The sequence below is a fragment of the Rheinheimera sp. EpRS3 genome, from assembly GCF_001513785.1.
GTDB lineage: Bacteria > Pseudomonadota > Gammaproteobacteria > Enterobacterales > Alteromonadaceae > Alishewanella.
The window spans coordinates 737403-759579 of record NZ_LNQS01000008.1; the positions used below are offsets into that span (position 1 = coordinate 737403).

A 22177-nucleotide genomic window follows, 5' to 3' on the forward strand; every position below is an offset into this window, starting at 1 on the left:
GATTCCATTTATTTGGACCCCATTTATTTTTTACTCGACACCACCAGTTACAGCATTATATGAGACCAAGATTTCGTGGGGATCCCTCAGGCTCAGCCCCCTTTTTCCTTTTTTCCTGGGGTACCTCAACCTGACCCCGTCCGTTTAGCCGGCAGCTACATAGGCATTCATTGCCGCCACAATTGCCGCATAGTTCGCTTCCACATAGCGGGTTTCGAGTGCATTGTAATTAGTTACGCCGTCGGCAGCCAGGGCCCCCTTTGCAACCCATTCAGTATCTTCTGTAATTGGCGTATCAATCGGCAAGGCAGGTGTATTGGTAATATAGCGTTTAAAAATTGCCAGTATCTCGGGCGTAAGTACCAAACCTTCAGCAAGCCCCTTGTGTGCCATAGTGAGTACCACACGAACCAGTTGTCGCTGATCGCCTTTTCCTACTTTCAGAAAAAGTACTGCCGGGTCGAGCCCCGTGCGTGTTTGCATCACTTGTGCCGAATGCAATATTTTGGCCCCATACACCGCAGGCACATCAGGCAAGGATGCTAAGCTGGTTTGAATGAAATTAAGGTATGCAGCCATCGACAATTGTTCATCAACAGGTTCGGCTCCCTCATCGGCGGCTATCTGCGGCAACCTTGCGGAGGGTAATACTGCAGTGCTCAAACCTAACGCTCTAGATGCCTGTGCATTGGCACGGGGAAAGAAATTGAGATTATCTACTTCGGTCACGCCATGGCCTGCCAATTCCGTATTCACCTCTGGTTTTGTTTTCGTTGTTTTATCGGTGTATCCGAGGGTTTTATCTCCTTGCAGCGCCAGCATGGCCAGCAAATGTGCATTTTCAACGGTAAGGTGATGCCCCGCCTCACGCCTCACCCCGCCACCTGCGCCGGGGGTTTTATAAGTAGAATAGCTGTGGTGAATAAAAGAGTGACGATCACCGGCCACCTCCTCCACATTCATTTTCACCTCCCCCACACCCGCTGGAATATTGCCGGTAAGTGCACCGGGGGTCGAAAAGTCTAGAGTGTTCAAATTAGGCCCGCCATCACCCGCCGTTGCGTGTATAAGTTTGCTATCCCAGGTATGTGCCGCCAAAAAGGCACCTAAATCGCCAAGCACTACCCATGCTCCGTCCACCTTTTTCCTCAATCCACCATCAGGAATGCGTTTTACCATCGTAGCAGTACCACCTGTTAATTTTGCCGCAACATCAGTTGCCAGGTTAGGTTCTATCTTTGTATTCCAGGTATCTTGAGTTATTGCACGTTGCACCAGTGCAGCACCGGCCATAGGCATAACAAGACGGCGCTCTAGCAAGGGTATGCTTGCACTCGCCGACAATGCCCGCCTCCCCATTGTATCCGCCTCAGTCTCCAACCCCACATCATCATTCACTGGCACTTCGCCTTTCATCTGCACCGTAGGTTTCACCCGCCCTTGAGCCTGCTGTACTAAGTGCCAAGCCTCATGCGGCAAATGCTGTTCCTGCCCCGGTGCCACATGAATTTCACTACCTTGCGCATAAGCATGGGCTTGCAACTGCGCTGGTTTATCGGAGTTGTAGTGCACCTTCACATGATCCATGCTCATACCCGAAAGATTTTCTATACCTGCCTTTAAATTATCCGGCAGCCCAGTATTGTTCGGGCGCGGCGCTTCGGCAGCGGCTTCTAATTGTCCTGGTTCGGATTCAAATTTACCTTGCAGGGGTTCTTCGTCCTCCATTTGTTGCAAAGGTTTGGATTTACTAACGGAGGTTTGCGCGGTGGTATTTAACCGCTGCTGCGCAGGACTATTCGCCATCATCTGTGCAGTGGCTTTTAGTTTTTGTTGCTGCGGGCTGTTGGCCATCATCGCTTGTAATGACTGTGTTGCAGTGGTGAGTTCCCGACTATCGGAAAAGGTCTGCGTGGCAGCTTTGATGGAATCTGGCTGATGTTGCGCGCGTGAATTTTCCTTGCGTTGGGAAACGTATGCCATGACTTGTCACCGTTGAGATATGTTGTAGTAACCATAGATGACAATAGTACTGAACGATATGGATTTCACTGCCGCAGCAAACTTTGTAAAGATCGATGAAGACCGAAGGGGTCAGTGATATTTCTGTTAATAACATTTGCCTAGACCAAATCAATGACACTGGCTCGTTTGATTCAGCGCCGCTTACGTAGCTTGCTGATGTATTTGCCATTAAGTGCTCTATTCGCGCCAGCAGGTCAGACGATATTTACGATGAATGAATTAAAAACCTGCTGGCCGCCAAAGCAGACCTTAGCCGCAGAGTCGGATAAAAGGTAAACCTTAAACTTATCATATATTTAATTATGAGCTGACACCGTTAATTCATGTATTGGTCAAAAATGCCATAGTAGCGGCCGGGGCAGTTGTCTGTTAGTTTATTTAAAAAAACAATAACAGGAACAAGCCGATGCTAAAAAAACAGCACATCTTTTCTTTACTGGCCAGCGCTGTACTGGCGACTGCCAGTACAATAACCTGTGAAACAGCGGCCAGTACCAGTGCAGTAGCCAGCGAAAAAGCAGCCAAAGCGACGACAGTAGCCGACTGGCTGGCGCATAGTAGCGCCACCGATTGGCGCGAACTCGACGCCGAAAATACCTTATATCTGGAACTGCCAACAGGCCGGGTTATTATAGAATTAGCCAGTGATTTTGCACCCAAGCATATCAGCAATATTAAGGCTTTGGTGCGCGAGGGGTTTTACCAGAACATACCCATAGTGCGGGTGCAGGATAACTATGTGGTGCAATGGAATGAACCCGATGGCGTTACGCCAAAAGCGCTAAAGCAGGCCAAGCGCAACATAGCGGCAGAGTTTAGCGTTAAGCTGCCGGCGAATTTCGCTTTTACTCCCCTAGCCGACCGTGACGGCTATGCACCACAAACGGGCCACGTTAACGGCTTTGCCATGGCAATAGACCCAAGTAACAACAACGGCTGGTTAACTCATTGCTACGGCGCCGTGGGTATAGGCCGCGACAACGACGCTGACAGCGGCTCCGGCACCTCTATGTATGTGGTAACAGGCCATGCGCCACGGCATCTGGATCGCAATATTACGCTGGTAGGCACCGTGCGCCAGGGCATGGCGTTATTATCAACCTTGTCCAGAGGACAGGGCGCTATGGGCTTTTATTCTTCAGCCGACCAGTACACTGTTATTAAAGACATTACCCTCGCCGCAGACATGCCGCCAGCACAGCGTACCGCACTGCAAGTGCTGCGCACCGACACAGCAACCTTTAAAGGCGTAGTAGAAGCACAGCGCAACCGCGGCGGCGATTGGTACCAACACCCCGCCGGTTATATTGAAGTCTGTAATGTCAGAGTGCCGGTGAGAGAAACGCCAGTGAACTAACCGCATGCGGATAGAGCTGGGGGTGTGACGTTGATATTGCTGTCATTTAATCAATGTCACTGAGCCTATTGATTGCCGACAGCTTATCGCCGGTTAGCAGCGACAGTTACCGTTTTAGCCAGCATCTTAGTTACTTAAAAGCGTACCGCGCCGGGTTGGATAAACTGGCAGCGCTTGATTGCCAAATTCTGCTTACGCCCCACCCGTCGGCCAGTGATATGCGCACGCGGCTACAAAGCAGCACGGGTTTAACAGATGCTAACGGCTGTGTGATGTATTCACAGGCAGTAAAGCAGCGGCTGCAGAAACGTTTAACAGAAGAAACAGTACAGTAAGGTAGCAGCTAACGGGTAGCTATTACTTGTTAATAGCTACGACCCCATATTCCATTACTTGTTAATAGCTACGACCCATATTCCAGCTCCGACCCTATATTCTGGCTTCAATTTTCTGGCTTTTTATCGATCTTGCTTAATATCTCGTCAGAGGGCTTTCCAGGGTCTTTTAGCTCTTTCTCTTTCATTTCTTGTTCAAATTTTTTGTATGTTTTTTTGCGCCATCAATAACTTCGCTTGCCTCTTTTTGGGTTATTGGTTTTCCACCATTTTTGGAAATTTGGATTGTAAGCAAACCTATTATGTATGTTTGGAGGCCGGCAGTGCTTGCTCCTACCGCTGAAAGTGCAATTGCCGCCCAAGCATTACCTGTTCCCCATGACAATGCCTTGGCGGCCTCAATGAATATGGCTCTGCCGGCTACGTTAAGCGTTCCAGCAACCCCTAAAGACGTAAGGACGGAATCCCATGTGGTAATTATTCCAAGTTGTGATGAAACGTGGGCAATCATAAACCCATTGTTTGCAATTATTGCAAGTGATGTTGCGGGTACTGGGACTGCGCCTTTTGCCGTGGCTGCAACTGTGTACCAGCCAATTATATCTTTTGCGTCACTTATTTTTTGATTGTCAATTTCTTTCTGAATTGGCACTGTGGTTTCCTTACTGGCTAACGCTCAAAGCAACTGCGCGGTACGCGTCGGCAGCTTTTGCTTGTTAGCGCCCTTCTGGGGATTCCCCCCAATATCGTGAACTTATATCCATGATATATCGACATAATTTTGCGCTGTGATCATCACGAACTGTTTGGTAAAAGCGTGTTTTCTTTTGATGATACCTAAGCAAATGGCTTACCGCTGTTTTAGTTTCAACCGAAGTATTAAGTCCAAAAGTAATGCTAGTGATGGCTTCAATATTTAAATTGAAAACCTGCCCACCATTCTCTGGCAATAAGTAGCGCCACTCTTTCTCGTATTTCCAATTTATAGACTTAGTGCAAAGAGTCTTAAAAAACAATCTGAATGCGGCATCGTTTGAATGCCACATACCACATGCAGCATACAACAAATATGCGTTTCTGGTAATTTCACTTTCTTCTTTATACTCAACTTCGTGTAACCAATCACTGACCATTGAAATAGACTTAGGAAATAGCTTTTCAGGACAATAACCAATACAAATACCTGAGTGATTATTTCCGTAATGTGACCACATCAAAGTATTAATTGGGTCTGATGATAATGACAGCACTCCAACTGTTTCCGCTTTATCATTCCAGTAATCAGCCACCATACCAGCTTTTTGTTTGAGGTATGTACTTGGCTTTCCATTTTCAAATAAATCATCAAAACCATTATAAGTGATAAGCTTACCAGTCTCGTTTTTGTACCAGTGCTGGAACTTACCAAAGTCTTCGATAAACTCAGCTTTACTAACATCGCTAACCAGTAACTTAAGTTGCGAGTCAAATGGATCATTAAGCTGAACAGGTTTTGGCACCCAAAGTCCCTTATTCAATAGACTTAGGATGGTGTACTTTTCAAAGTTTCTATATTTGAATAACTCTTTAGGTACCATCATTCCTCGATTTTTTCTTTGAAAGCTAACGCCCAAAGCCGCGGCGCGCGTTAGCACATCCAGCCCGAAGGGCGATGCTCCCTTTGCTTGTTAGTTATTATCGGGTTACTTAAGTACATCGTTATCCACTGGTTGATATGAACCCCAGCCACCTTTAACTACTTCTTTTAGGCGGCCTGATACGATGTTGAAAGATACGATATATCTATCGTATGCGTATTTTGAATATTCATCTGAGTGAAGTGAGTTTTTATCTACAAAGCTAAGTTCAATATAGATTTCCGCCAATTTTTTACTCTTGGTCTCCACCTCCATATCTACAAACACCAAATCATTACCCTTCGTATTCGGGTGGATTTTATGGATTTCCTTGATTGAACCTTCCCTAAGCTTGTTAATATCAATGCCTTCGTTTGCGTGTGCGAAAGATATAAATAGAAGGCCGAAAAGTATAACTAAGAATTTCATTTTCACTCCTGGTAGAACTAACAGCTTGTTCAAAGGATCAGAACCCGCGAGCGGCGTTTTTCGATCCCGCAAGTTCTATAATTGGTTTCAGTCTATGGCGCTAGCTGAATGTAAATCAAGCATTTTTATCTTGTAGCAATTTATGTTGCTGCAAAATACGGGCTTTAAGCCCGCAAGTTGCGGATAAAAAACTCAAAGGTAAAACTGTACATTTAAATAGCCATTTAGTGCAGATTTTTGGTAAAACATAAATTATTAAAATTATGAATTATTAGGGGCAGATAAAAATTAGACCTGATACCTCAACATAATTTAATTTTGCTCTGACTCTATTGGTGTTAAAAGCCAGCCGATCTCGGTGGCCTGGCACTTTCGTTTTAGCCCACCTGGCACTTCACGTTTTTCCAGGCAGTTAAGGCTATAAACACTGCTGTAGAGTTTATGCATTTCCAGGCTGTCAACAGAGAACGGCGGCCCTGCCAGCTGCGCTTGATCATACTCAAAGCAAATGACCAATTGTGGCGCACCCTGGCTGATGGTTATAAGGTGTTGTGCATAGCGCTGTCGCATAGCGTCAGGCAAGGCTACCAGTGCGGCGCGGTCATATATGGCGGCAACCGGGCCCAGGGTGTTTTCTGACAACTGAAAAATATCGCCGACAAACACCTGCAACTGTTCCGCACGATAAAGCTGCAAGTTGCCTGCGCCACTAATGTCGGGCGTTAGCCCAAGCTCAGCAAACAGTTCTTGCACAGCTATTTCGCTTAACTCGGCGCCGACGACGTGATAACCCTGCGCCAGTAGCCAGTGTATATCGAGGCTTTTACCGCACAGTGGCAGAAAAACCGAGGCGCCGGGCGCGAGTGCCAGCTGATTAAACCAACTGACTAACAAAGGATTGGCCGCCGCCTGATGAAAAGCAATCTGTCTTTTTTGCCATTTTTCCTGCCAGAAATCCGGGTCCACGCGCCCTCCTTTTGCTCTGATGCTAATAATGTGTTGCTGTCAGTTACTTCGGCAATGCCATTTCGCACAACCGGTTTGCTGTCGATACTAGCATTGTTTGTACGATTTCTTGCGCTAGCTCTTGCCCTGGCTCAGCTGCCGCCGGGCATTAATCGGAATTAGGTTAAAAGTTTGAGCAAGGATAATTTTGATCTGGCCCTAAATATTATTATGATCGTCTTATATTTACAGACGCCGCCTGAGATCATCGAGCAACCACTGGCCAGCCTGCCCCAGGGGCCGGTTACGCGTATGTGCGGCATAAATCGTCAGGCCTTCCTCTGGCGTCGGATCGTTTTCAATACACAGCGGAACCAGGCGTCCATCTCGTATCAACGTTGATACGAGATGTTCAGGCATGCGGCACCATCCGAAACCACCGAGTAAAAAGTCGAGGCGCCGGCCGAGATCCACGAAGCGCCAAAATCTCACACTTGCCAGCCCAAAGTTTGCGCTTCCGGGATCAATTGGGTCCGATAGAACAAGCTGAACATGCGGCTCCAAATCGATTTGCGTCGCCGCACGGCCAAGCCTGGCAAGCGGATGCCCCGGGGCTACCACCGCCTGCATCCGGACGCGTAGCAATGGATAAGCGGTAATGTCATCCGGAACAGCAGGAAGCAGCAAGCAGATACCGATTGCAGTCGAGTCATTTCTGAGTCGCCGCAACGAGCCGCCCAACCCTTCGGTTGAAAAACTGACAGGCAGATTCGGAAAGGCCAGGCTCAGGGCGGACAGACTTTCGATGAATGGAGCCGAGGGCACTAAAGGATCGATTGCAATGACGAGCTCCGGTTCCAGGCCCATGCGAACCCCCTTTGCGACTCCCTCGAACCTTGCAGCGCTTGCCAATACCAAGCGCGCCTGTTCGACAAGAACCCGCCCGGTGTCTGTCAAAATTGGCCGGTAGCCACTGCGCTCAAACAGCGACACGCCTTGGATATCCTCAAGTGTCGAGATCGTTTGGCTTATCGCGGATTGGACGCGACCCAGCTTTCGCCCTGCAGCCGAAAAACTGCCCACATCCGCAATTGTCACCAAAACCCGAAGCTGATCAAGTGTAAGACTTCCTATCAAGGTGCACTCCAAATCCATCACAAATACCGATATTCTCTATCATATTTTAATCACTTATCTTAATAAAGAGGTTGTTATATATTCTCCATACACCCAGCTTGGGAGAAAAGCCTTTGTGGCACTCCTGACTACTTTTTAGGAGATTTGAAATGCTTAAGCTATTGGTCATAGAAGCCAGCCCCCGCGGTGAGCAATCGGTATCACACAACATGACGCGGCGTTTCGTGCATGACTGGGTTACAGCCCACGCCGATGGCAAAGTCATCCACCGCAACCTTTTGGAGACTAAACTCCGGTTTGTCGACAACGCCTGGTTGCAAGCGTACTTCACACCTGCGGATAAACAGTCGCCCGGGATGGCAGACGCGCTGCGCCTATCAGACGAACTCGTGGAGGAATTACTCGCCGCTGATCACATTGTTATTGCAACGCCCGTGTACAACTACAATGTGCCGGCTGTCCTTAAAGCCTGGGTGGACCACATCGTTCGCAAAGGCATGACATTGGGCTTTGATGGAAGCGGACTCGTGACCGGCAAGAAAGCGACAGTACTGATCGCATCAGGCGGTATCTATACCGAGGGATCACCCATTCAGGACCGCGACATCGCCTCCCGGTATCTGCGCCTGATCCTTGGCGTGATCGGTATCAGCGACGTGACGCTCGTTGCTGGCGGTGGGGCGAAGGCGGTAGATTTAGGCGAGGAAACCATGCAGGGCTTCGTGGGAAAGCTCGGCGAGCAGCTTAAGCTAGCTGCGAACGTCTAAACGTGAATGGAGGAATCGCGGTTTAACCGTATTTTGGGGATGCTTTCGCAGAAAACGCGTTCGGCGCTGCCGCTATGAGTCGATGGAGTCAGTGACGTTGATATTTCTGTAAGTAACTTTTGCCTACAGCAAATCAATGTCACCCTATTGATTTTATATGCCCTTCACCAGCACCGACGTTTTTCTTGATCCTACAGACCTCTTATTAGGGTCATAGAAGGTTTCTACCAGTTCAAAACCGGCTTTTCGCATCATGCCAGCAGAAGCTCTCTCATTTGTTTAAAATCATCGTCATTCAGAGGTCTGGAATGTATTTTCATGTTCCACCAGTTTTATTTTGTCGGAAGTTCTGCCGCACAGCGCCTGGCATTAATCAGCTTTAATAACTCCACCGTTGCGGTTGCGTCATCCAGTGCACGGTGGTGGTTGGTGAGTTTAATGTCGAACTCTTCGCACAGCTTGCCCAGGCTGTAAGATTGCAGCCCCGGATAATAACGGCGCATATTAACTACGGTACAGAGCTGCGGCATATCAAAGGGTTGCTCTAAACGGGCGAACTCGCTGCGGATAAAGCCGTAATCGAACTTGGCGTTGTGTGCGACAAAAACAGCACCTTGTAAAAATTCGGCGAGCTTAGCGGCAATATCGGCAAAGCTGGGGGCATCCGCTACCATGGCGCTGTTAATACCGGTTAGCCGGGTAATAAAAGACGGGATATAACGGCCCGGGTTTAACAGCGTACTAAAGGTGCCCAATACTTCACCGGCCTGCACCTTAACCGCGCCGATTTCGATAACGCGATCTGTCCCCGCTTTGCCGCCGGTGGTTTCGACGTCCAGCACCACATACAGCCGGTTTGGGTCAACTATCCACTGCAGTTTTTCTATGCGCGCGCTAAAACCGGCGTTTTGCAGCGCTAACAGCCGGGCTAACTGGTGACGCTGTATTTTATCGCCGGGGGCTTTTACTTCGATAAATTCAAGCTGGTTATCTTTGAGCAAAAACAGATCCGGGTAACCGCTACTATAGCGGCTAAAATCCTGCGCCATGGCGCGCAGTATTGGCACTAAGCTGTTTACCCCCTCTACTTTGGGGGCGTGTTGCAATAGCGGCAGTAACTGCTCTGCTAAATCGTTGTGCCAGTAAAACAAGCTATTGGCTTTGCCGTAATGCGCCGTTAAAGCACTAAGCAGTGTGCTGGTTGCAGTTGGCGCGGCCAGCTGGTTTAGCTTTTGCTCAATCTCAGTGGCAAACTGCTGATAAAAGCCGCCGCTGGCTAAATTGCGCGGCCGGCGCTCAAACGGGTTATGCAGGGTGCTGTCGCTATGCTCGAATAATTCATGCCAGAACCACAGGCCAAACAGTGCCAGCCAGAGGTTGTTCTCGGCGTGAAATACCGTATAACCCTGTGCGGCATAATGCGCCATTAAGCCTTGCTCGGCTTTACCCAGATACAGCTCGTCTACCCCTACCTGCGGCGCATCGTGCAGTAATTGCGTAAGCTGCGATCTTTTACGGCCACTAGTGGTTTCACCAAACTTACGCTGGTAAAAATCTTCGGCAAACAACCATTCTTCGTCGCAGCTGGGGTCGTCTAATAACTGCTGTAAATACTGTTGGCAGCGCTCCTGATTACCCGTGGTTTGCCCTTGTTGCGCATATAAACGGGCCAGCCGCTCACTGGCCGGAAAGCCATTACTTTGCTGGTAAAACGCGATGGCAATATCGTTCAGCTTATATTGCTCGGCCAGCTTACCCAGCTGATAACAGCGATCGCTGCGCTTTAGCAGTAAGGCGTTATCATCTGGCAGTGGCCACTGCGCCACCTCCTTCAGCCACTGGCTCAGCAGCACTGCAGCATTATCCGGTTGTTTTTTTAGCTGCTTGCCAAGTTCGATAATGGCCGGTTTGGCTTTAGCCAGCTGATAGGCCAGCAGTGCCTGCTGGGCTTGCGTAAAGCGCGGCGTAAACTGCTGTTTAAACTGGCCGGTTTGGCGGATGCCTAAATCACGCAGGGTAAATAATGATAAGTTGGCTTCAAGGCGGCCAAAATAGAGAAAATAAATATAGTTAAGTGCGTCCTGCCGTTGCAGCACCACATAGCGCTGTGGCAACCGGGCAATAAGCACCAGCCAGTTTACCGGCAGCTTTAAGGCTGCGCCCAGCAGTTGCGGTTTGGTTTGGCTTTTCTTAATGCTGCTGGCATCGGTGTGGGCGTGCTCAGCGTTAGCCAGCTCTGCTTTTGCCAGTTGCAGTAATTGCCATAAAGTGTCTTTAGATAAACGCAGCCAAAAATCGGCGAGATCAGGTTCAGTTAACGTTGCAATAAAACCGGCCTGAGTTAACTCGTCCAGCACCGGTGCGGTTGGGCCAATTTCGCTGTAGCTAAGCTCGGTATCGGCAAATACGCTGCCTTTGCGGTTAAGCATGCGCACCAGCAGTTGCTGCGCTGCTGCGCTTAAGGCGGCAAAATCCTGCAATAAGGCACGGCTATCGTTGGTTAATACGCCCTGATAGTGCGCCGCGACAAACTGCAGCAGCTCGTTAAAGTGCTGCAGGTAATATCCACTATCGAGTTCTTTGCGCGGCGCGGCCATTAATCTCCTGTCTGTGTTAAACAATAGTCATGTTAAGCAATAACAGTACTAACCAGATAACCGGTATAACCGATAAACACTGCCAGCAAAATACCGCCTTCTACCCGGTTTATACGGCCCTGCTTTTTATAGCCGTAGCCCATTACAAACACTGCTGCGGTTAATACGGCCATTAAGGTCCAGTCACGGGTTAACACCACGGCATCAACTGCCATTGGCTCTATAGCTGCCGCTATACCTACCACGGCCAGCGTATTAAACAGGTTTGAACCGATAATATTACCCAGCGCAATATCATGCTCGCCTTTTTTAATGGCGATTAACGACGATGCCAGCTCGGGCAGCGAGGTACCAACAGCAACAACAGTTAAACCAATCACCAGGTCGCTAACGCCCAGGCCCTGGGCAATAAACACGGCGCCGTAAACCAGCATGCGCGACGCAACAATTAACAACACCAGGCCTACCAGTAACCAGATAATGGCCTGCTTCAATGTCATTTTGGTGCTGTCGGTCAGCTCGTCGTTCATTTCAGTAGCCAGCGCATCTTGCGGGTTACGCATGCCCTGCCAGATTGACCAGCCCATTAATACAAAGAATACGCCCAGCAAACACGCAGCATCAAAGCTGGTTAGCTGATGATCAAACAACAACCAACCGGCGAATAAGGTAACCAGCATTAAAATAGGCAGCTCTTTGCGCAGCACCTGAGAGTGCACAGCAATAGGGCTAAGCAGGGCAACCAAGCCCAGAATAAGGGCGATATTGGTAATATTAGAACCATAAGCATTGCCCAGCGCCAGTGCCGGGTTACCGTCGGCGGCGGCCATGGCCGACACCACCATTTCCGGTGCTGAGGTACCAAAACCGACAATAAGCATACCAATTAATAACGGCGGCATACCGGCATAACGGGCGGTGGCTGCTGCACCATCTACAAAGCGGTCAGCACTCCATACCAGAAGTGCCAAACCGGCAATTAACGCGACTACTGCCAATAACATTGTTTTGTCCTTAACTTAGCTGATAACTGCGCGCAGCATAGCATGCAGTTATTTTAGCGCGAAGCGGTGACAAGGCCTTTTTGAAACTAAAGTTTAAACAGGTTAAGCTTGCCGCAACCTTGCAACGGAGCACACCATGACCACGTTAATTACCATTTTAGCCCTGCTGTTTGCCGCGCTGTTTATTCTGGTTACACTGGCAGAAAAGTTTGGCAGCCGCGACACAGAAAAAACCGCCAAACTCAGCCGTTATATTATTCCGCTGATGATTGCGCTGGTGGCGGCACAGGTGATCCGTTTTGTGTTTTTCCCTGAACACGGCTAAGCACCGTTACCAGCAGCGCCGGTAAAAATGTCAGACTGATCAGCGTAGAAAACAACAAACCACACAGCACTATAATGCCGACGCCGCGATACAGCTCTGTACCCTCGCCCGGAATTAACACCAGCGGCGCCAAACCAAAAACGGTGGTAGCGGTAGACATTAATATCGGCCGTAGCCGCGTTGCCACGGCCTCTACTACGGCTTCGGTTACCGCCATATGGCCACCACGCAGGTTATTGCGGCTTTGATCAACAATTAAAATCGGGTTATTCACCACAGTACCCAACAAAATTAAAAAGCCCAGCATGGTGATCATATCAAACGGCTGATGAAAACCGCCCAGCCCCACCAGCGCCAACGCACTGCTGACACCGTTAACCGCCGCCAGGCCAACCAAAGCGCCGGCCAGCCCCAGTGGCACAGTAGCCAGAATAAACAGCGGGTAACCCCAATGGGTGAAAATGGCCACCAGCAGCAGGTAAATTAATACAATGGCGATAACAAAGTTACTGCCGAGTGCAGCTTTGGTTTCATCCAGCTGATCAGAAGCGCCGGAGATATCCAGCGTAACGCCGGAACCTATAGCACCATCACGCTGCAATTGCGGCACCAGTTGCTGCTGCACTATCGCCACGGCCGTTTCCAGTGCGACCTCGCGCGGTGGCACTATGTACAGCGTTACGGTACGGCGGCCATCAACCCGGCGCAGAGTGTCACTGTCGGCCACCTCAACCAGATCAGCCAGGCTGTTAAGCGGCAATACGGCACCCTGTGGCGTTAATACAGGCATTTGTGCCAGCCTGGACAAGCTTTGCTCTGCCCCGGCGCTGCTGAACAGGAAAATATCGACTTTATCGTCTGCCAGAAAAAACTCATCCACAAAGGCGCCATCACTGAGTGCCGATACGGCAAAGCCAAAATCGGCGGCGCTAAAATTAAGCTCGGCCAGGCGCTGCCAGCGCGGACGGATCTCCACTAACGGCTGATCCAACGACAACGACGATGGCTCTGAGCTTAACTGTGGGTTGTCAAACAGCTGGCCTGCCGCCACATAAGCTGCATCTGCGGTGCTATATAAACTGGCTAAATCCGGCCCGGAAATATCCAGCGCTACCGCCCGGGTACCGCCGTCATTGCTACTGATAATAGAGCCTCGCGACGAAAATGCCCGCATACCGGGATACTGGCGAAACAGCTCGGTTATCGCATCCATCATGGCACCGATATCCTGCGGCCGGGTGGGCTCGCTTAATACACGGATGCGCCCTACCGATACACTGAGCGAGTAATACTGCAACGACGGCATAGTGGTTTCGCCGCGATCAAATAACGCCGGATCAGCATTTACCTGGGCGCTAAGGTAGGTTTTTACTTCCTCGGCGATCACAGCCATTTCTGACAGGTTATAACCGGGCGGCGCTATCATTGACGAAAAGGCTTTTGGCTCTTCGCCCTCGGGTAAATATTCGGCCGGGGGCAGCAAATACCAGGCAGCGCCCAGTGTGAGCAGTGCGGTAAGTGCCAATACCAAGCCACGGCGCAAACTGGTACGCACAACCGCCTGTACCATGCGTAATATGGCACCGGGTGCCAGGCTCTGGCTGTCTTCCTGTGCGTTGTCCTGGTGCATGCTGTCTTGGTGCATAGCTGCGCTTTTACCAAAGCCCAGCCGGGCAATGGCGGCTGGCACCACAAACACTGCCACCAGCATAGAAGCAATAATTGCCGCAGCAATGGCAATGGCGATATCGGAGTACAGCTGGCCGGCTTCCTGTTCGACAAATAAGATCGGCATAAAGACCAGCACTGTGGTCAGGGTTGAAGCCAGTACAGCAGGCCAGACATCGCGCACACCGCGTATAGCGCCTTCAATACGGTCCAGGCCGCGCCTTCGCGCCTGCTCGATACTTTCCAGCACTACTATGGTGTTATCTACTGTCATGCCGATAGCAAAAGCGACACCTGCCAGCGAAATAACATTGATGGTGCGGCCAAACGCCAGCAGGCCTAAAAACGCCGCTATAGTACAAATGGGCACACCAATTACCCCTACAAACGTAGCGCGGCCAGAGCGCAAAAACAGATACATCACTAAAGTAGCCAGTGAAGCGCCCAATGCCAGGTTGGTCCAGACATTGGCGATAGAATCTTCAACGTAGCGCACATCATCGCTTATCAGCATCAGTTGCAGGCCGTTGGGCGCCAGCATATCGCGGTTAACCTGCTCTACCACCTGCAGCATGCCTTGCTTAATGTTAATAACATTAGAGCCGGGCTCACGCCGTACAGATAACCCCAGCGTTTGTTCACCATCGGCAAACGATAAATCGCGCACTTCAAAGTGGTCCAGCACTATGGTGGCCACATCTTTCAACCGCACCTGATTATCGCCCTGCTGGGTTAGGATCAGGTTTTCCAGCTCGTCGATACGATCAAACCGGCCCACCATCCGCAGCAAATAGCGCCGCTTACCGCTGTCGATATCACCGGCTGAGCTGTCACGGTTACGGGCGCGGATTACGTCACGCACATCAGTCAGGCTAATGCCGCGCTGCGCCAGCCTGGCCGGGTCAACCAACACCTGAACCTGGCGCTCGGCGCCGCCGCTAACACCCACTTCAGACACGCCTGGCACCCGCTCCATTTGCGGCCGCACATAGTCGTCGGCGTAATCGCGCAGCATATCCATATCCAGCTTAAGCGGGTTACCGCTTAGTGGCATCAGGCGAAAATACATAAAAGCATTGCTGGAATAGGAACTGCTAAATAAGCGCGGCTGGTCAACGTTTTCCGGATAAGCCGATACCTGGCTTAGCGCATTGCTAACGCGGATCAGTGCTTCGTTTACATCAACACCAAACGGAAACTCCAGCTCTACCTCAGCCGAGCCGGTACTGGCGCGCGACACCATGCGCTTTAAATTCGGCAGGGTGCGTAAGTAGCGCTCCTGCTCAATCAGAATTTCTTTTTCTACATCCTGTGGCGTGGCGCCGGGCCAGCCGGTAACCACACTGATGGTGCGTACTTCCAGATCGGGGATCATCTGCACCGGAATACGCAGTGCTGCCACAATGCCCAGTACGCAAATAATTAATACCGCTACGGTAAGAATAGTGCCACGGCGAATACCGGCTTCCAGCATGGCTTACTCCTTATCGTCGCTAAGTACGCGCACAGCCTGGCCGTCACGCAGTGTTTCATTGCCGCGCACAACCACCGCTTGTTGTTTCGGCAAGCCGGAGAGAATTTCCACGCCTTGCTCACTGCTACGGCCCAGCGTAACATTGTGGCGGTAGGCTTTATTATCGCGGATAGCAAACAGGCTGAAATTACCATCCGGGTGGCGCAGTAAAGCGTCTGGCGGCACCACCAGTACCGTGGCGTCATCGCGCTCAAAATAAAAAGTCGCACTGGCAGAGGTACCCGGCAGCAACGCCTGTTGCCCGTCGGTTACTTCAAGCCGGGCCAGAAAACTGCGTGCACTGCTGCTACCCACCGGCACCGTGGCCAGCAGCTTAGCACTGAGTTTTTCAGCAGGCAGCATATCGGCACGTACTTCAATACGGCGCAGTGCCGACAGCGCAGCAAAATACTCCTGCGGTACCTGTACATCCAGCAATAGCGGCGTAAGGCTTACCAGTTGCAACACCGGCGTACCCAACGCCACCCATTCCCCCACATCAGTCGTTCGCTGGGCAATAACACCGGCAAAAGGTGCGGTAAGAGTATGGCGGGCGACAATTTCCTGCTGTTGCTGCTGCTCAGCTTTAGCCTGTTGCAACATAGCGTCGGCCTCGGCCAGGGCGGCCCGGCGTAGGCTTAATTCGGTTTGTGGAAAGAGTTGCTGCTCGGTGAGTTTTTCCGCTTCAGTTACCAGACGCAGGCGCTCGGTTTGCAGCACCTCGGCGGCGCTTAATGCTGCCTGGCGCTGCGCCAGTTCGTGCTGCGCCAGGGCGGTGTCCAGTTTCAGTAGCGGCTGACCTTTTTTTACTGTGCTACCGGCATCAACCAGCAATTCAGCCACTAAACCGGCGGTGCGGCTGGACAAACTGGCATCTTGCTGCGCAGTTAAACTACCGCTGAGTACCAATTGCTCTGACAGGCCTTTTTCCTGCGGCATGGCTACCCGTACCGGCACTTGCTCCTGAGCCTGCACCATTATTGACACTGTATTGCAAAGCAAAGCTGTTGCTATCAACCAACGCATAACGCATCCCTAACCAAATAAGAACTGTTCTTAATAAGCTAAAGAGTATGCCGTAAAGCGGGTTTCAGATCACTTTTTTGTTAGTTATAACCTTAGTGCCAGCTAAGCGGATTCAGCCGGTAAAACCGGCTTAACTGCTGATACAGCTGCGGGTGCTGCGCAGATAGTTGTTCTGGTTGTTCAAAAAACACTTCGCTGATTACTGCAAAAAACTCGGCCGGGTTAGTGGCGCCGTAATGGTCAAATAAACTGCCTTCTCCCTTTAGCGCCTGTAACTGTAAGGTGCTAAATTCCGTTGCCATAATGCCAGACCACTGCTGATAATCGCCGCTGCGCTCAAGCAGCGGTGCGCCATTGGCAATGCCTTTTTCCTGATCCAGCTGATGGGCAAACTCATGGATCACCACATTGCGGCCATCACAAGGGTTAGCGGCACCATTTAAGGTGTCGGCCCAGCTTAAAATAACCTTGCCTAAACCCCAGGATTCGCCCGACAGCACCCGGCGCTGTTCATGCATTACCCCGGCGCTGTCAGGGCTGTTACCACTGACCACAAAAGCGGCCGGGTACAGCAGAATCTGTTTTAGTTTCGGGTAGTAATAATCCGGCCGGTTTAGCAGCAACAGGCAAGCCTGCGCGGCTATGGTTACGCGCATTTCATCAGTAACGGTTAAGCCATCGCAGCCAATAAATTGTTTTTCGGCAACAAACACCTGGATATGTTTTTTCAGCTGCAGCTGTAAATCGGCCGGTAAGGCACGAAAATAAGGCAGGCGGCGTTTTAAAATATCGCGCCAGGGCGCCGGAAAGGGTTTTGCCATCAGTTGTTTGCGCTTATAACGCTGCCACAGAGGCGATAATAACACCAGCGCAATGATCGCTGCGCCCAGTAACACTGTAATCAGGATAGCCAAGCTTCACCTCAGACTAAGGCAACGGTATGCTGCCAGCACTATGCTGCAAGTTTATTGCTACCAGCTTAATGCGGTGTTGTGGCTTGTTTTTCAAGTTCGGTATGCTTTAGCCTACAAACAGCCTTAGCAGAACTTTGCGCCGGCAGTGGCCTCTAATGGCGGTAATCAATAAAGGAAATTCAATGTTTCAGTTATTTAAAACCTTACTTGATAAAGTAAATGATGGTTTGTCTGCTCCGGCAGCCAGCAAAACAACCTATGGCCTGACAGAGGCCGAACTGGCTTGTGTATCGTTAATGCTAATGGTGGCACACGCCGATTTTAGCAGCAGCAACGAAGAGCTGGCACTGGCAGAGCAGTATGTAAAAGATGAATTTGAGCTGTCGGCAGCGGATGCTAAAGCGGTAGTGGCGCTGGCAGAGCAACAGGCAAAAGACGCCACCTCGCTGCACCAGTTTACCGCGCAGTTAAAGCAACTTAGTTATGACGCCCGGCTGGCGCTGCTGGATAGCTTGTGGCAGCAGGCGTATGCCGACGGTGTGCTGGACCCGAATGAAGAGGCCATGCTGCGTAAAATTGCTGACTTATTGTTTATCCGCCACGGTGACTATATTCAGGCCAAGCTGGCTGTGTGTGGCGCCTGATAACAGCTAAATGCTTAACCGCCAACCGGTTTGCTCACACCAACACGCCGTAAATATGTCCCTATAGGCTCGATTCAGGCATCCATGCCTTCAACGGTTGGTTTAGAGCAAGCCGGTTGCCGGCCGTATTCCTGAGATGTATGCCTCGGGTTAATCTTCCCGCTTACGCAGCACTTCGCCTTCAATTACACTGCGTGGCTGCTCTGCCGATTGCCCTGTACTACCCGCGCCAGCTTGCTGGCGTTGCTGCCAGGCTTTAATTTTAGCGCGGTGGCGAAACAGCAGTATTGGAATTAAAATCCAGCTTAGTAACAGCATAAACACCAAAATAGCCGCACCGGCCAGCAACATCAGCCCCAGTATTAACCATGCCAGTAAGCGCTGCAGCGGGCCCGCACTTTGGCGCCGGGCAAACATTTGCTGCCACTGACTACCCTGCTGTTTAAACGATGAAAACATAATTACCTCAATTCAGGCCTTTGCCCACAAGTATACAGCCTTAGTGTGGGTGACAGCGCTGAAGTTCAACCCCAACCCGGCTTACTGGCTGCTATACTTGGTGCCGGCTACAAGACACTGTGGATCATCGATATGTTCTTAGCTTTGTCGCTCAGCACCTTAATTGTTATTTCTGACGTAGGCGGCGCAGTGCTGCTGGGCACCAATGTGCCTGCCAACAGCGGCAACACCAGCCATCAGCAAATTAACTGCATTATGCAACAAACCCAGCAACCTTATAAGTTATTGCCGATGCCCTGGCGCCGGGCCAAGCAAGAAGTAAAAATGGGCCGCATTGACGGCTACTTTACCGCTATTCCCAACGATGAAATGAACGATTACGCCAAGCTGTCGGCGCCGTTGTTTCTGGAAAACTGGTATTGGTTCTGGCATCCGCGCCACAGCGGGCCAGACAGCAGCGGTAAAGTGCGTTATGGCGCTATTTTAGGCAGCCATCAGGCCGACTGGTTTAATAGCCAGAACTACAAGCTGGAAGTGGAAGTCAGTGACATTGCGCAGTTGGTGCAGTTATTAGCGATAGGGCGCATCGATGCTGTGCTGGCCGATCTGGAAGAATTTACCCACACCGCCAGCCGGTTAAAACTGCCGGCCGATCAGTTTGAACAGCGCTTTTTTCGTTATGTGCCGCTGGGCGTGTATTTTTCGCAGTTGCGCTTACAACAAAAACCCGGTTTTATGCGCCATTTTAATGCCGCCGTGCATTTATGTGCTTCAGCGCCTTTTGCACTGGCACAGAGCGAGCAACAACAAATTCTGACCTTATTGCTTAGCAACGCACAACAACTGGCCCGCAGCAACACCTTGCTGGAGGCCGTGCAACAGCAAAACCTTGCAGCAACAACACTGGCAGAAATTCGCCGGCAAGACACCCTGTGGCAGCAGCAATTACTGCAAGGCCAAAACGACGGCAGCCTGGCATATAAGCTGCTGGAAACCAAAGCTTCGGCCCAGCTGCGCAACTGGCAGGCAAACTACAGCGGCCTGGTAACAGAAGTGATCCTAATGGACAATCAGGGCGCTAATGTGGCGATCAGCGAAATAACCACAGACTACTGGCAGGGGGATGAAACGCCATTTCTCAGTGTATTTGGCCAGCAAAGTGACTATTTTATCGATGTGGTGGAATATGATCAGTCTACCCGGCGTTTTCAGGTAAAGCTCAGTGTGCCGGTAGCGGATGCACAGGGCCGCCATAGCGGCGCACTCAGCATCGGTATTGATGTTGAGCGCGCTTTGTCGGCAAACGATTAGTCGGCTTTATTACTCAGCGCCCAGCGCACTATATCGCCCCATGACGGCTCTTTACCGTACATTTGCATACCGCGTAAAAACACCCGGCCGGCAACGCGGCGCATCCAGTATACGGTGGCCAGCAGTAGCAACAGTGAGAGCAGCGGCTGCCACCAGGACACCGTTACCATAGCCATTTTTACCGGCATAGCAGCAAAAGACGTTAGCGGTACAAAGCTCAGTATTGTCATGCCGATACCTGCCGGGCTATCAATCACTATGAACGTAAACACCATTGGCAACCAGGTGATCATCATTACCGCACTTTTACCGCTGTTGTTCGGATCGTCAATTGATGCCGCTATCGCGCCCATAAAGCTGGCACATAACACTACGCCCAGTAGCGCAAACGGAATCAGCCACAGCACCACACTGATATCCAGCCAGCTTAAGTCGACGGCTTTTTTCGTAAACACACTGACCACGGCAAAAGACAGCAACATTACCAAAGCTGAGGTAAGCATAGCCTTAAGCGCACTGAAACTATGGCCCAGCACTTTGCCATCCATCCATTGCTGCGGTGTTACTATGGCGTAAAGCTGCTCGGTTACGCGCTGCTGTTTTTCTCCGGTAATGCTTACCAGCACCTGACCAAAAGCCGTACTTAAGCCGACAAACAGCAAAATTAACGCGCCGATGGCAATTATCTTCTCCGGGGTATCTTTGCCTTTGTAGGATTGGTCCAGGTAACGGGTTTCAATCTCTATCGGTTGCTCCAGCGCTGCCAGTTGCGCCGCATTTAACCCCATCTGCTGTGCAGCCTGATGCCGGTAATGCTGTTGCAGTACCTCGTCCAGCTGTTGTAACCATTTTTTACCAGTAAGGGTATGCACAACCAGTTGGCCGTCCTGCTGGCTGATCACGGCATGCCAGGAGTCATCGTTTTGCATCTGCATAAGTTGTGTTTCCAGCGCTATACCGGGGCGCTGAAACTGAAATTGCTCGGTGTTGGTTATTTGCAGCTCGGCCGGCACCGCAATGCGATATTGCTGCTGGCTCTCATCGGTGAAAAAACTCCATAACGCTATAGCCGCAATCACGGCCAGCATCAGTAAATACGACACCAGTTGCTGTTTCCATTTAAAAAAACGTAAAAACTCCCACCTGGCCACAATTAAACTTTGCCGCGATATCATACTGCTGCCTCCGGTTTGTGCCTAGCCATTGCCGCCAGATAAAGCTGATGTAAATCGGCCGACTGCATTTCAACCTGGGTCAGCTCACCATATTGCAGTAGCTGCTTCAGGCAATCTGACACACTAGCCTGCTCTGCCAGCGTTAGCAGATAATGCCGCGCCTGCAGTTGCTGTACCGTGACAACGGCTGCCAGTTGCTCTAACTGTGCCGCATTTACCTCACTGCTAAAGCCCACTTTCATCTGACGCTGGTTCTGGCTTTGTTGCTGAATTTGCTGCAGGGTGCCGGCCAGCACAACCTGGCCTTGTGCCATCAGCAGCATATGGTCGGCCAGTTTTTCTACCATTGCCATCTGGTGGGCACTTAAGATCACCGTCATGCCTTTGGCTTTCAGTTGCTGTAAAAACAGCACGACTTTTTCCTGGTTTATCGGATCCAGCCCGGAGAAGGGTTCATCCAGAATAACCAACGCGGGCTGGTGCAATACGGCTGCGATCAGTTGTACCTTTTGCTGATTGCCCTTCGACAACTGTTTTAACTCGTCGTGGCGCCGCGCTGTCAGCTCAAATACATCCAGCCAGTAGTCCATTTCACTGAGGGCTTTGCTTTTGCTTAAACCATGTAACTGCGCCAGATACAGCAGGTTTTTTTCTATGCTTTTGTCGGGATACAGCCCTCTGTCTTCTGGCAGATAACCCAGCAGGCGGCGCGGCACATGGTCGTAGTGCTGGCTCTGATAGCTGACCATAATGCTGCCGCTGTCAGGTTTGGTCATGCCAACCAGCATACGGATAATGGACGATTTACCGGCGCCATTTGGGCCTAACAAGGCAAAAATTTCGCCGCTGTTAATATGAAAGCTGACATTTTTAACAGCCTGTACTGAGCTGTAAGCTTTATTAATGGCGGTAACAATTAACTGCATGTAG

The 22177-nt window shown here is 50.6% G+C and carries 20 protein-coding genes; 6 read left to right on the forward strand and 14 right to left on the reverse strand.

Features of this window, described 5'->3' with window-relative positions:
- Nucleotides 1-144 precede the first annotated feature (144 nt).
- Nucleotides 145-1983, reverse strand: coding sequence for an eCIS core domain-containing protein (locus tag AR688_RS19920; protein WP_197412211.1), 1839 nt, complete (start codon nucleotides 1981-1983; stop codon nucleotides 145-147).
- A 448-nt stretch (nucleotides 1984-2431) separates the two neighbouring features.
- Here AR688_RS19920 and AR688_RS11915 point away from each other — a divergent pair, with 448 nt between their 5' ends.
- A complete protein-coding gene (locus tag AR688_RS11915; RefSeq protein ID WP_082694749.1) occupies nucleotides 2432-3382 on the forward strand; it encodes a peptidylprolyl isomerase in 951 nt (316 codons plus the stop codon).
- Nucleotides 3383-3435: 53 nt separating this feature from the next.
- On the forward strand, nucleotides 3436-3717 hold the full coding sequence (locus tag AR688_RS11920) for a hypothetical protein (protein WP_068233742.1): 282 nt from the start codon (nucleotides 3436-3438) through the stop codon (nucleotides 3715-3717).
- A gap of 184 nt (nucleotides 3718-3901) precedes the next feature.
- Here AR688_RS11920 and AR688_RS11925 read toward each other — a convergent pair whose 3' ends face one another.
- From AR688_RS11925 to AR688_RS11945, 5 genes are all read right to left on the reverse strand, one after another.
- The gene (locus tag AR688_RS11925) at nucleotides 3902-4369 is read right to left on the reverse strand and encodes a hypothetical protein (RefSeq protein ID WP_068233749.1); all 468 of its coding nucleotides are present in this window, start codon (nucleotides 4367-4369) and stop codon (nucleotides 3902-3904) included.
- Nucleotides 4370-4433: 64 nt separating this feature from the next.
- Nucleotides 4434-5351, reverse strand: a complete 918-nt coding sequence (locus tag AR688_RS11930; protein WP_068233751.1) for a DUF2971 domain-containing protein — start codon at nucleotides 5349-5351, stop codon at nucleotides 4434-4436.
- A gap of 48 nt (nucleotides 5352-5399) precedes the next feature.
- On the reverse strand, nucleotides 5400-5762 hold the full coding sequence (locus tag AR688_RS11935; RefSeq protein ID WP_068233752.1) for a hypothetical protein: 363 nt from the start codon (nucleotides 5760-5762) through the stop codon (nucleotides 5400-5402).
- A 312-nt stretch (nucleotides 5763-6074) separates the two neighbouring features.
- The gene (gene tmpT / locus AR688_RS11940; protein ID WP_068233753.1) at nucleotides 6075-6728 is read right to left on the reverse strand and encodes a thiopurine S-methyltransferase; all 654 of its coding nucleotides are present in this window, start codon (nucleotides 6726-6728) and stop codon (nucleotides 6075-6077) included.
- Nucleotides 6729-6953: 225 nt separating this feature from the next.
- Nucleotides 6954-7844, reverse strand: coding sequence for a LysR family transcriptional regulator (locus AR688_RS11945; protein WP_197412212.1), 891 nt, complete (start codon nucleotides 7842-7844; stop codon nucleotides 6954-6956).
- A 149-nt stretch (nucleotides 7845-7993) separates the two neighbouring features.
- On the opposite strand from AR688_RS11945, the gene AR688_RS11950 reads away from it, so the two are divergent.
- On the forward strand, nucleotides 7994-8611 hold the full coding sequence (locus AR688_RS11950; protein ID WP_068233757.1) for an FMN-dependent NADH-azoreductase: 618 nt from the start codon (nucleotides 7994-7996) through the stop codon (nucleotides 8609-8611).
- A gap of 332 nt (nucleotides 8612-8943) precedes the next feature.
- Here AR688_RS11950 and AR688_RS11955 read toward each other — a convergent pair whose 3' ends face one another.
- Nucleotides 8944-11208 (reverse strand): exonuclease domain-containing protein, encoded by a 2265-nt coding sequence (locus AR688_RS11955; RefSeq protein ID WP_068233760.1) that lies wholly within the window; start codon nucleotides 11206-11208, stop codon nucleotides 8944-8946.
- A 32-nt stretch (nucleotides 11209-11240) separates the two neighbouring features.
- Complete coding sequence (locus AR688_RS11960; RefSeq protein ID WP_068233763.1) at nucleotides 11241-12212, reverse strand: calcium/sodium antiporter; 972 nt, start codon at nucleotides 12210-12212, stop codon at nucleotides 11241-11243.
- Between the two features lie 136 nt (nucleotides 12213-12348).
- Here AR688_RS11960 and AR688_RS11965 point away from each other — a divergent pair, with 136 nt between their 5' ends.
- Complete coding sequence (locus AR688_RS11965) at nucleotides 12349-12537, forward strand: hypothetical protein (RefSeq protein WP_068233764.1); 189 nt, start codon at nucleotides 12349-12351, stop codon at nucleotides 12535-12537.
- Here the strand turns inward: AR688_RS11965 and AR688_RS11970 are convergent.
- From AR688_RS11970 to AR688_RS11980, 3 genes are all read right to left on the reverse strand, one after another.
- Nucleotides 12467-15679: an efflux RND transporter permease subunit gene (locus tag AR688_RS11970; RefSeq protein ID WP_068233765.1), complete on the reverse strand. Its 3213-nt coding sequence runs from the start codon at nucleotides 15677-15679 to the stop codon at nucleotides 12467-12469. The two genes, AR688_RS11965 and AR688_RS11970, sit on opposite strands and share 71 nt — an antisense overlap.
- 3 nt (nucleotides 15680-15682) lie before the next feature.
- Nucleotides 15683-16744: an efflux RND transporter periplasmic adaptor subunit gene (locus tag AR688_RS11975; protein WP_068233768.1), complete on the reverse strand. Its 1062-nt coding sequence runs from the start codon at nucleotides 16742-16744 to the stop codon at nucleotides 15683-15685.
- Nucleotides 16745-16836: 92 nt separating this feature from the next.
- Nucleotides 16837-17658 (reverse strand): zinc-dependent peptidase, encoded by an 822-nt coding sequence (locus tag AR688_RS11980; protein ID WP_068233770.1) that lies wholly within the window; start codon nucleotides 17656-17658, stop codon nucleotides 16837-16839.
- Between the two features lie 182 nt (nucleotides 17659-17840).
- Here AR688_RS11980 and AR688_RS11985 point away from each other — a divergent pair, with 182 nt between their 5' ends.
- Complete coding sequence (locus tag AR688_RS11985) at nucleotides 17841-18302, forward strand: tellurite resistance TerB family protein (RefSeq protein WP_068233772.1); 462 nt, start codon at nucleotides 17841-17843, stop codon at nucleotides 18300-18302.
- Nucleotides 18303-18452: 150 nt separating this feature from the next.
- Here the strand turns inward: AR688_RS11985 and AR688_RS11990 are convergent, their stop codons facing one another.
- The gene (locus AR688_RS11990; protein WP_197412213.1) at nucleotides 18453-18761 is read right to left on the reverse strand and encodes a hypothetical protein; all 309 of its coding nucleotides are present in this window, start codon (nucleotides 18759-18761) and stop codon (nucleotides 18453-18455) included.
- 132 nt (nucleotides 18762-18893) lie between these two features.
- Here AR688_RS11990 and AR688_RS11995 point away from each other — a divergent pair, with 132 nt between their 5' ends.
- The gene (locus AR688_RS11995) at nucleotides 18894-20072 is read left to right on the forward strand and encodes a substrate-binding periplasmic protein (protein ID WP_156420290.1); all 1179 of its coding nucleotides are present in this window, start codon (nucleotides 18894-18896) and stop codon (nucleotides 20070-20072) included.
- Here AR688_RS11995 and AR688_RS12000 read toward each other — a convergent pair.
- Complete coding sequence (locus tag AR688_RS12000) at nucleotides 20069-21247, reverse strand: ABC transporter permease (protein WP_068233779.1); 1179 nt, start codon at nucleotides 21245-21247, stop codon at nucleotides 20069-20071. The two genes, AR688_RS11995 and AR688_RS12000, sit on opposite strands and share 4 nt — an antisense overlap.
- Nucleotides 21244-22173 (reverse strand): ABC transporter ATP-binding protein, encoded by a 930-nt coding sequence (locus AR688_RS12005; protein ID WP_068233780.1) that lies wholly within the window; start codon nucleotides 22171-22173, stop codon nucleotides 21244-21246. The genes AR688_RS12000 and AR688_RS12005 overlap by 4 nt, the downstream gene beginning before the upstream one ends.
- Between the last annotated feature and the right edge of the window lie 4 nt (nucleotides 22174-22177).

What these genes read in the sequence shown, in the direction of transcription:
- AR688_RS19920 (WP_197412211.1), bottom strand. Translation starts at nt 1,983, where the DNA reads ATGGCATACGTTTCCCAACGCAAGGAAAATTCACGCGCGCAACATCAG.
- AR688_RS11915 (WP_082694749.1), top strand. Translation starts at nt 2,432, where the DNA reads ATGCTAAAAAAACAGCACATCTTTTCTTTACTGGCCAGCGCTGTACTG.
- AR688_RS11920 (WP_068233742.1), top strand. Translation starts at nt 3,436, where the DNA reads ATGTCACTGAGCCTATTGATTGCCGACAGCTTATCGCCGGTTAGCAGC.
- AR688_RS11935 (WP_068233752.1), bottom strand. Translation starts at nt 5,762, where the DNA reads ATGAAATTCTTAGTTATACTTTTCGGCCTTCTATTTATATCTTTCGCA.
- AR688_RS11950 (WP_068233757.1), top strand. Translation starts at nt 7,994, where the DNA reads ATGCTTAAGCTATTGGTCATAGAAGCCAGCCCCCGCGGTGAGCAATCG.
- AR688_RS11955 (WP_068233760.1), bottom strand. Translation starts at nt 11,208, where the DNA reads ATGGCCGCGCCGCGCAAAGAACTCGATAGTGGATATTACCTGCAGCAC.
- AR688_RS11960 (WP_068233763.1), bottom strand. Translation starts at nt 12,212, where the DNA reads ATGTTATTGGCAGTAGTCGCGTTAATTGCCGGTTTGGCACTTCTGGTA.
- AR688_RS11965 (WP_068233764.1), top strand. Translation starts at nt 12,349, where the DNA reads ATGACCACGTTAATTACCATTTTAGCCCTGCTGTTTGCCGCGCTGTTT.
- AR688_RS11970 (WP_068233765.1), bottom strand. Translation starts at nt 15,679, where the DNA reads ATGCTGGAAGCCGGTATTCGCCGTGGCACTATTCTTACCGTAGCGGTA.
- AR688_RS11975 (WP_068233768.1), bottom strand. Translation starts at nt 16,744, where the DNA reads ATGCGTTGGTTGATAGCAACAGCTTTGCTTTGCAATACAGTGTCAATA.
- AR688_RS11985 (WP_068233772.1), top strand. Translation starts at nt 17,841, where the DNA reads ATGTTTCAGTTATTTAAAACCTTACTTGATAAAGTAAATGATGGTTTG.
- AR688_RS11990 (WP_197412213.1), bottom strand. Translation starts at nt 18,761, where the DNA reads ATGTTTTCATCGTTTAAACAGCAGGGTAGTCAGTGGCAGCAAATGTTT.
- AR688_RS11995 (WP_156420290.1), top strand. Translation starts at nt 18,894, where the DNA reads ATGTTCTTAGCTTTGTCGCTCAGCACCTTAATTGTTATTTCTGACGTA.
- AR688_RS12000 (WP_068233779.1), bottom strand. Translation starts at nt 21,247, where the DNA reads ATGATATCGCGGCAAAGTTTAATTGTGGCCAGGTGGGAGTTTTTACGT.
- AR688_RS12005 (WP_068233780.1), bottom strand. Translation starts at nt 22,173, where the DNA reads ATGCAGTTAATTGTTACCGCCATTAATAAAGCTTACAGCTCAGTACAG.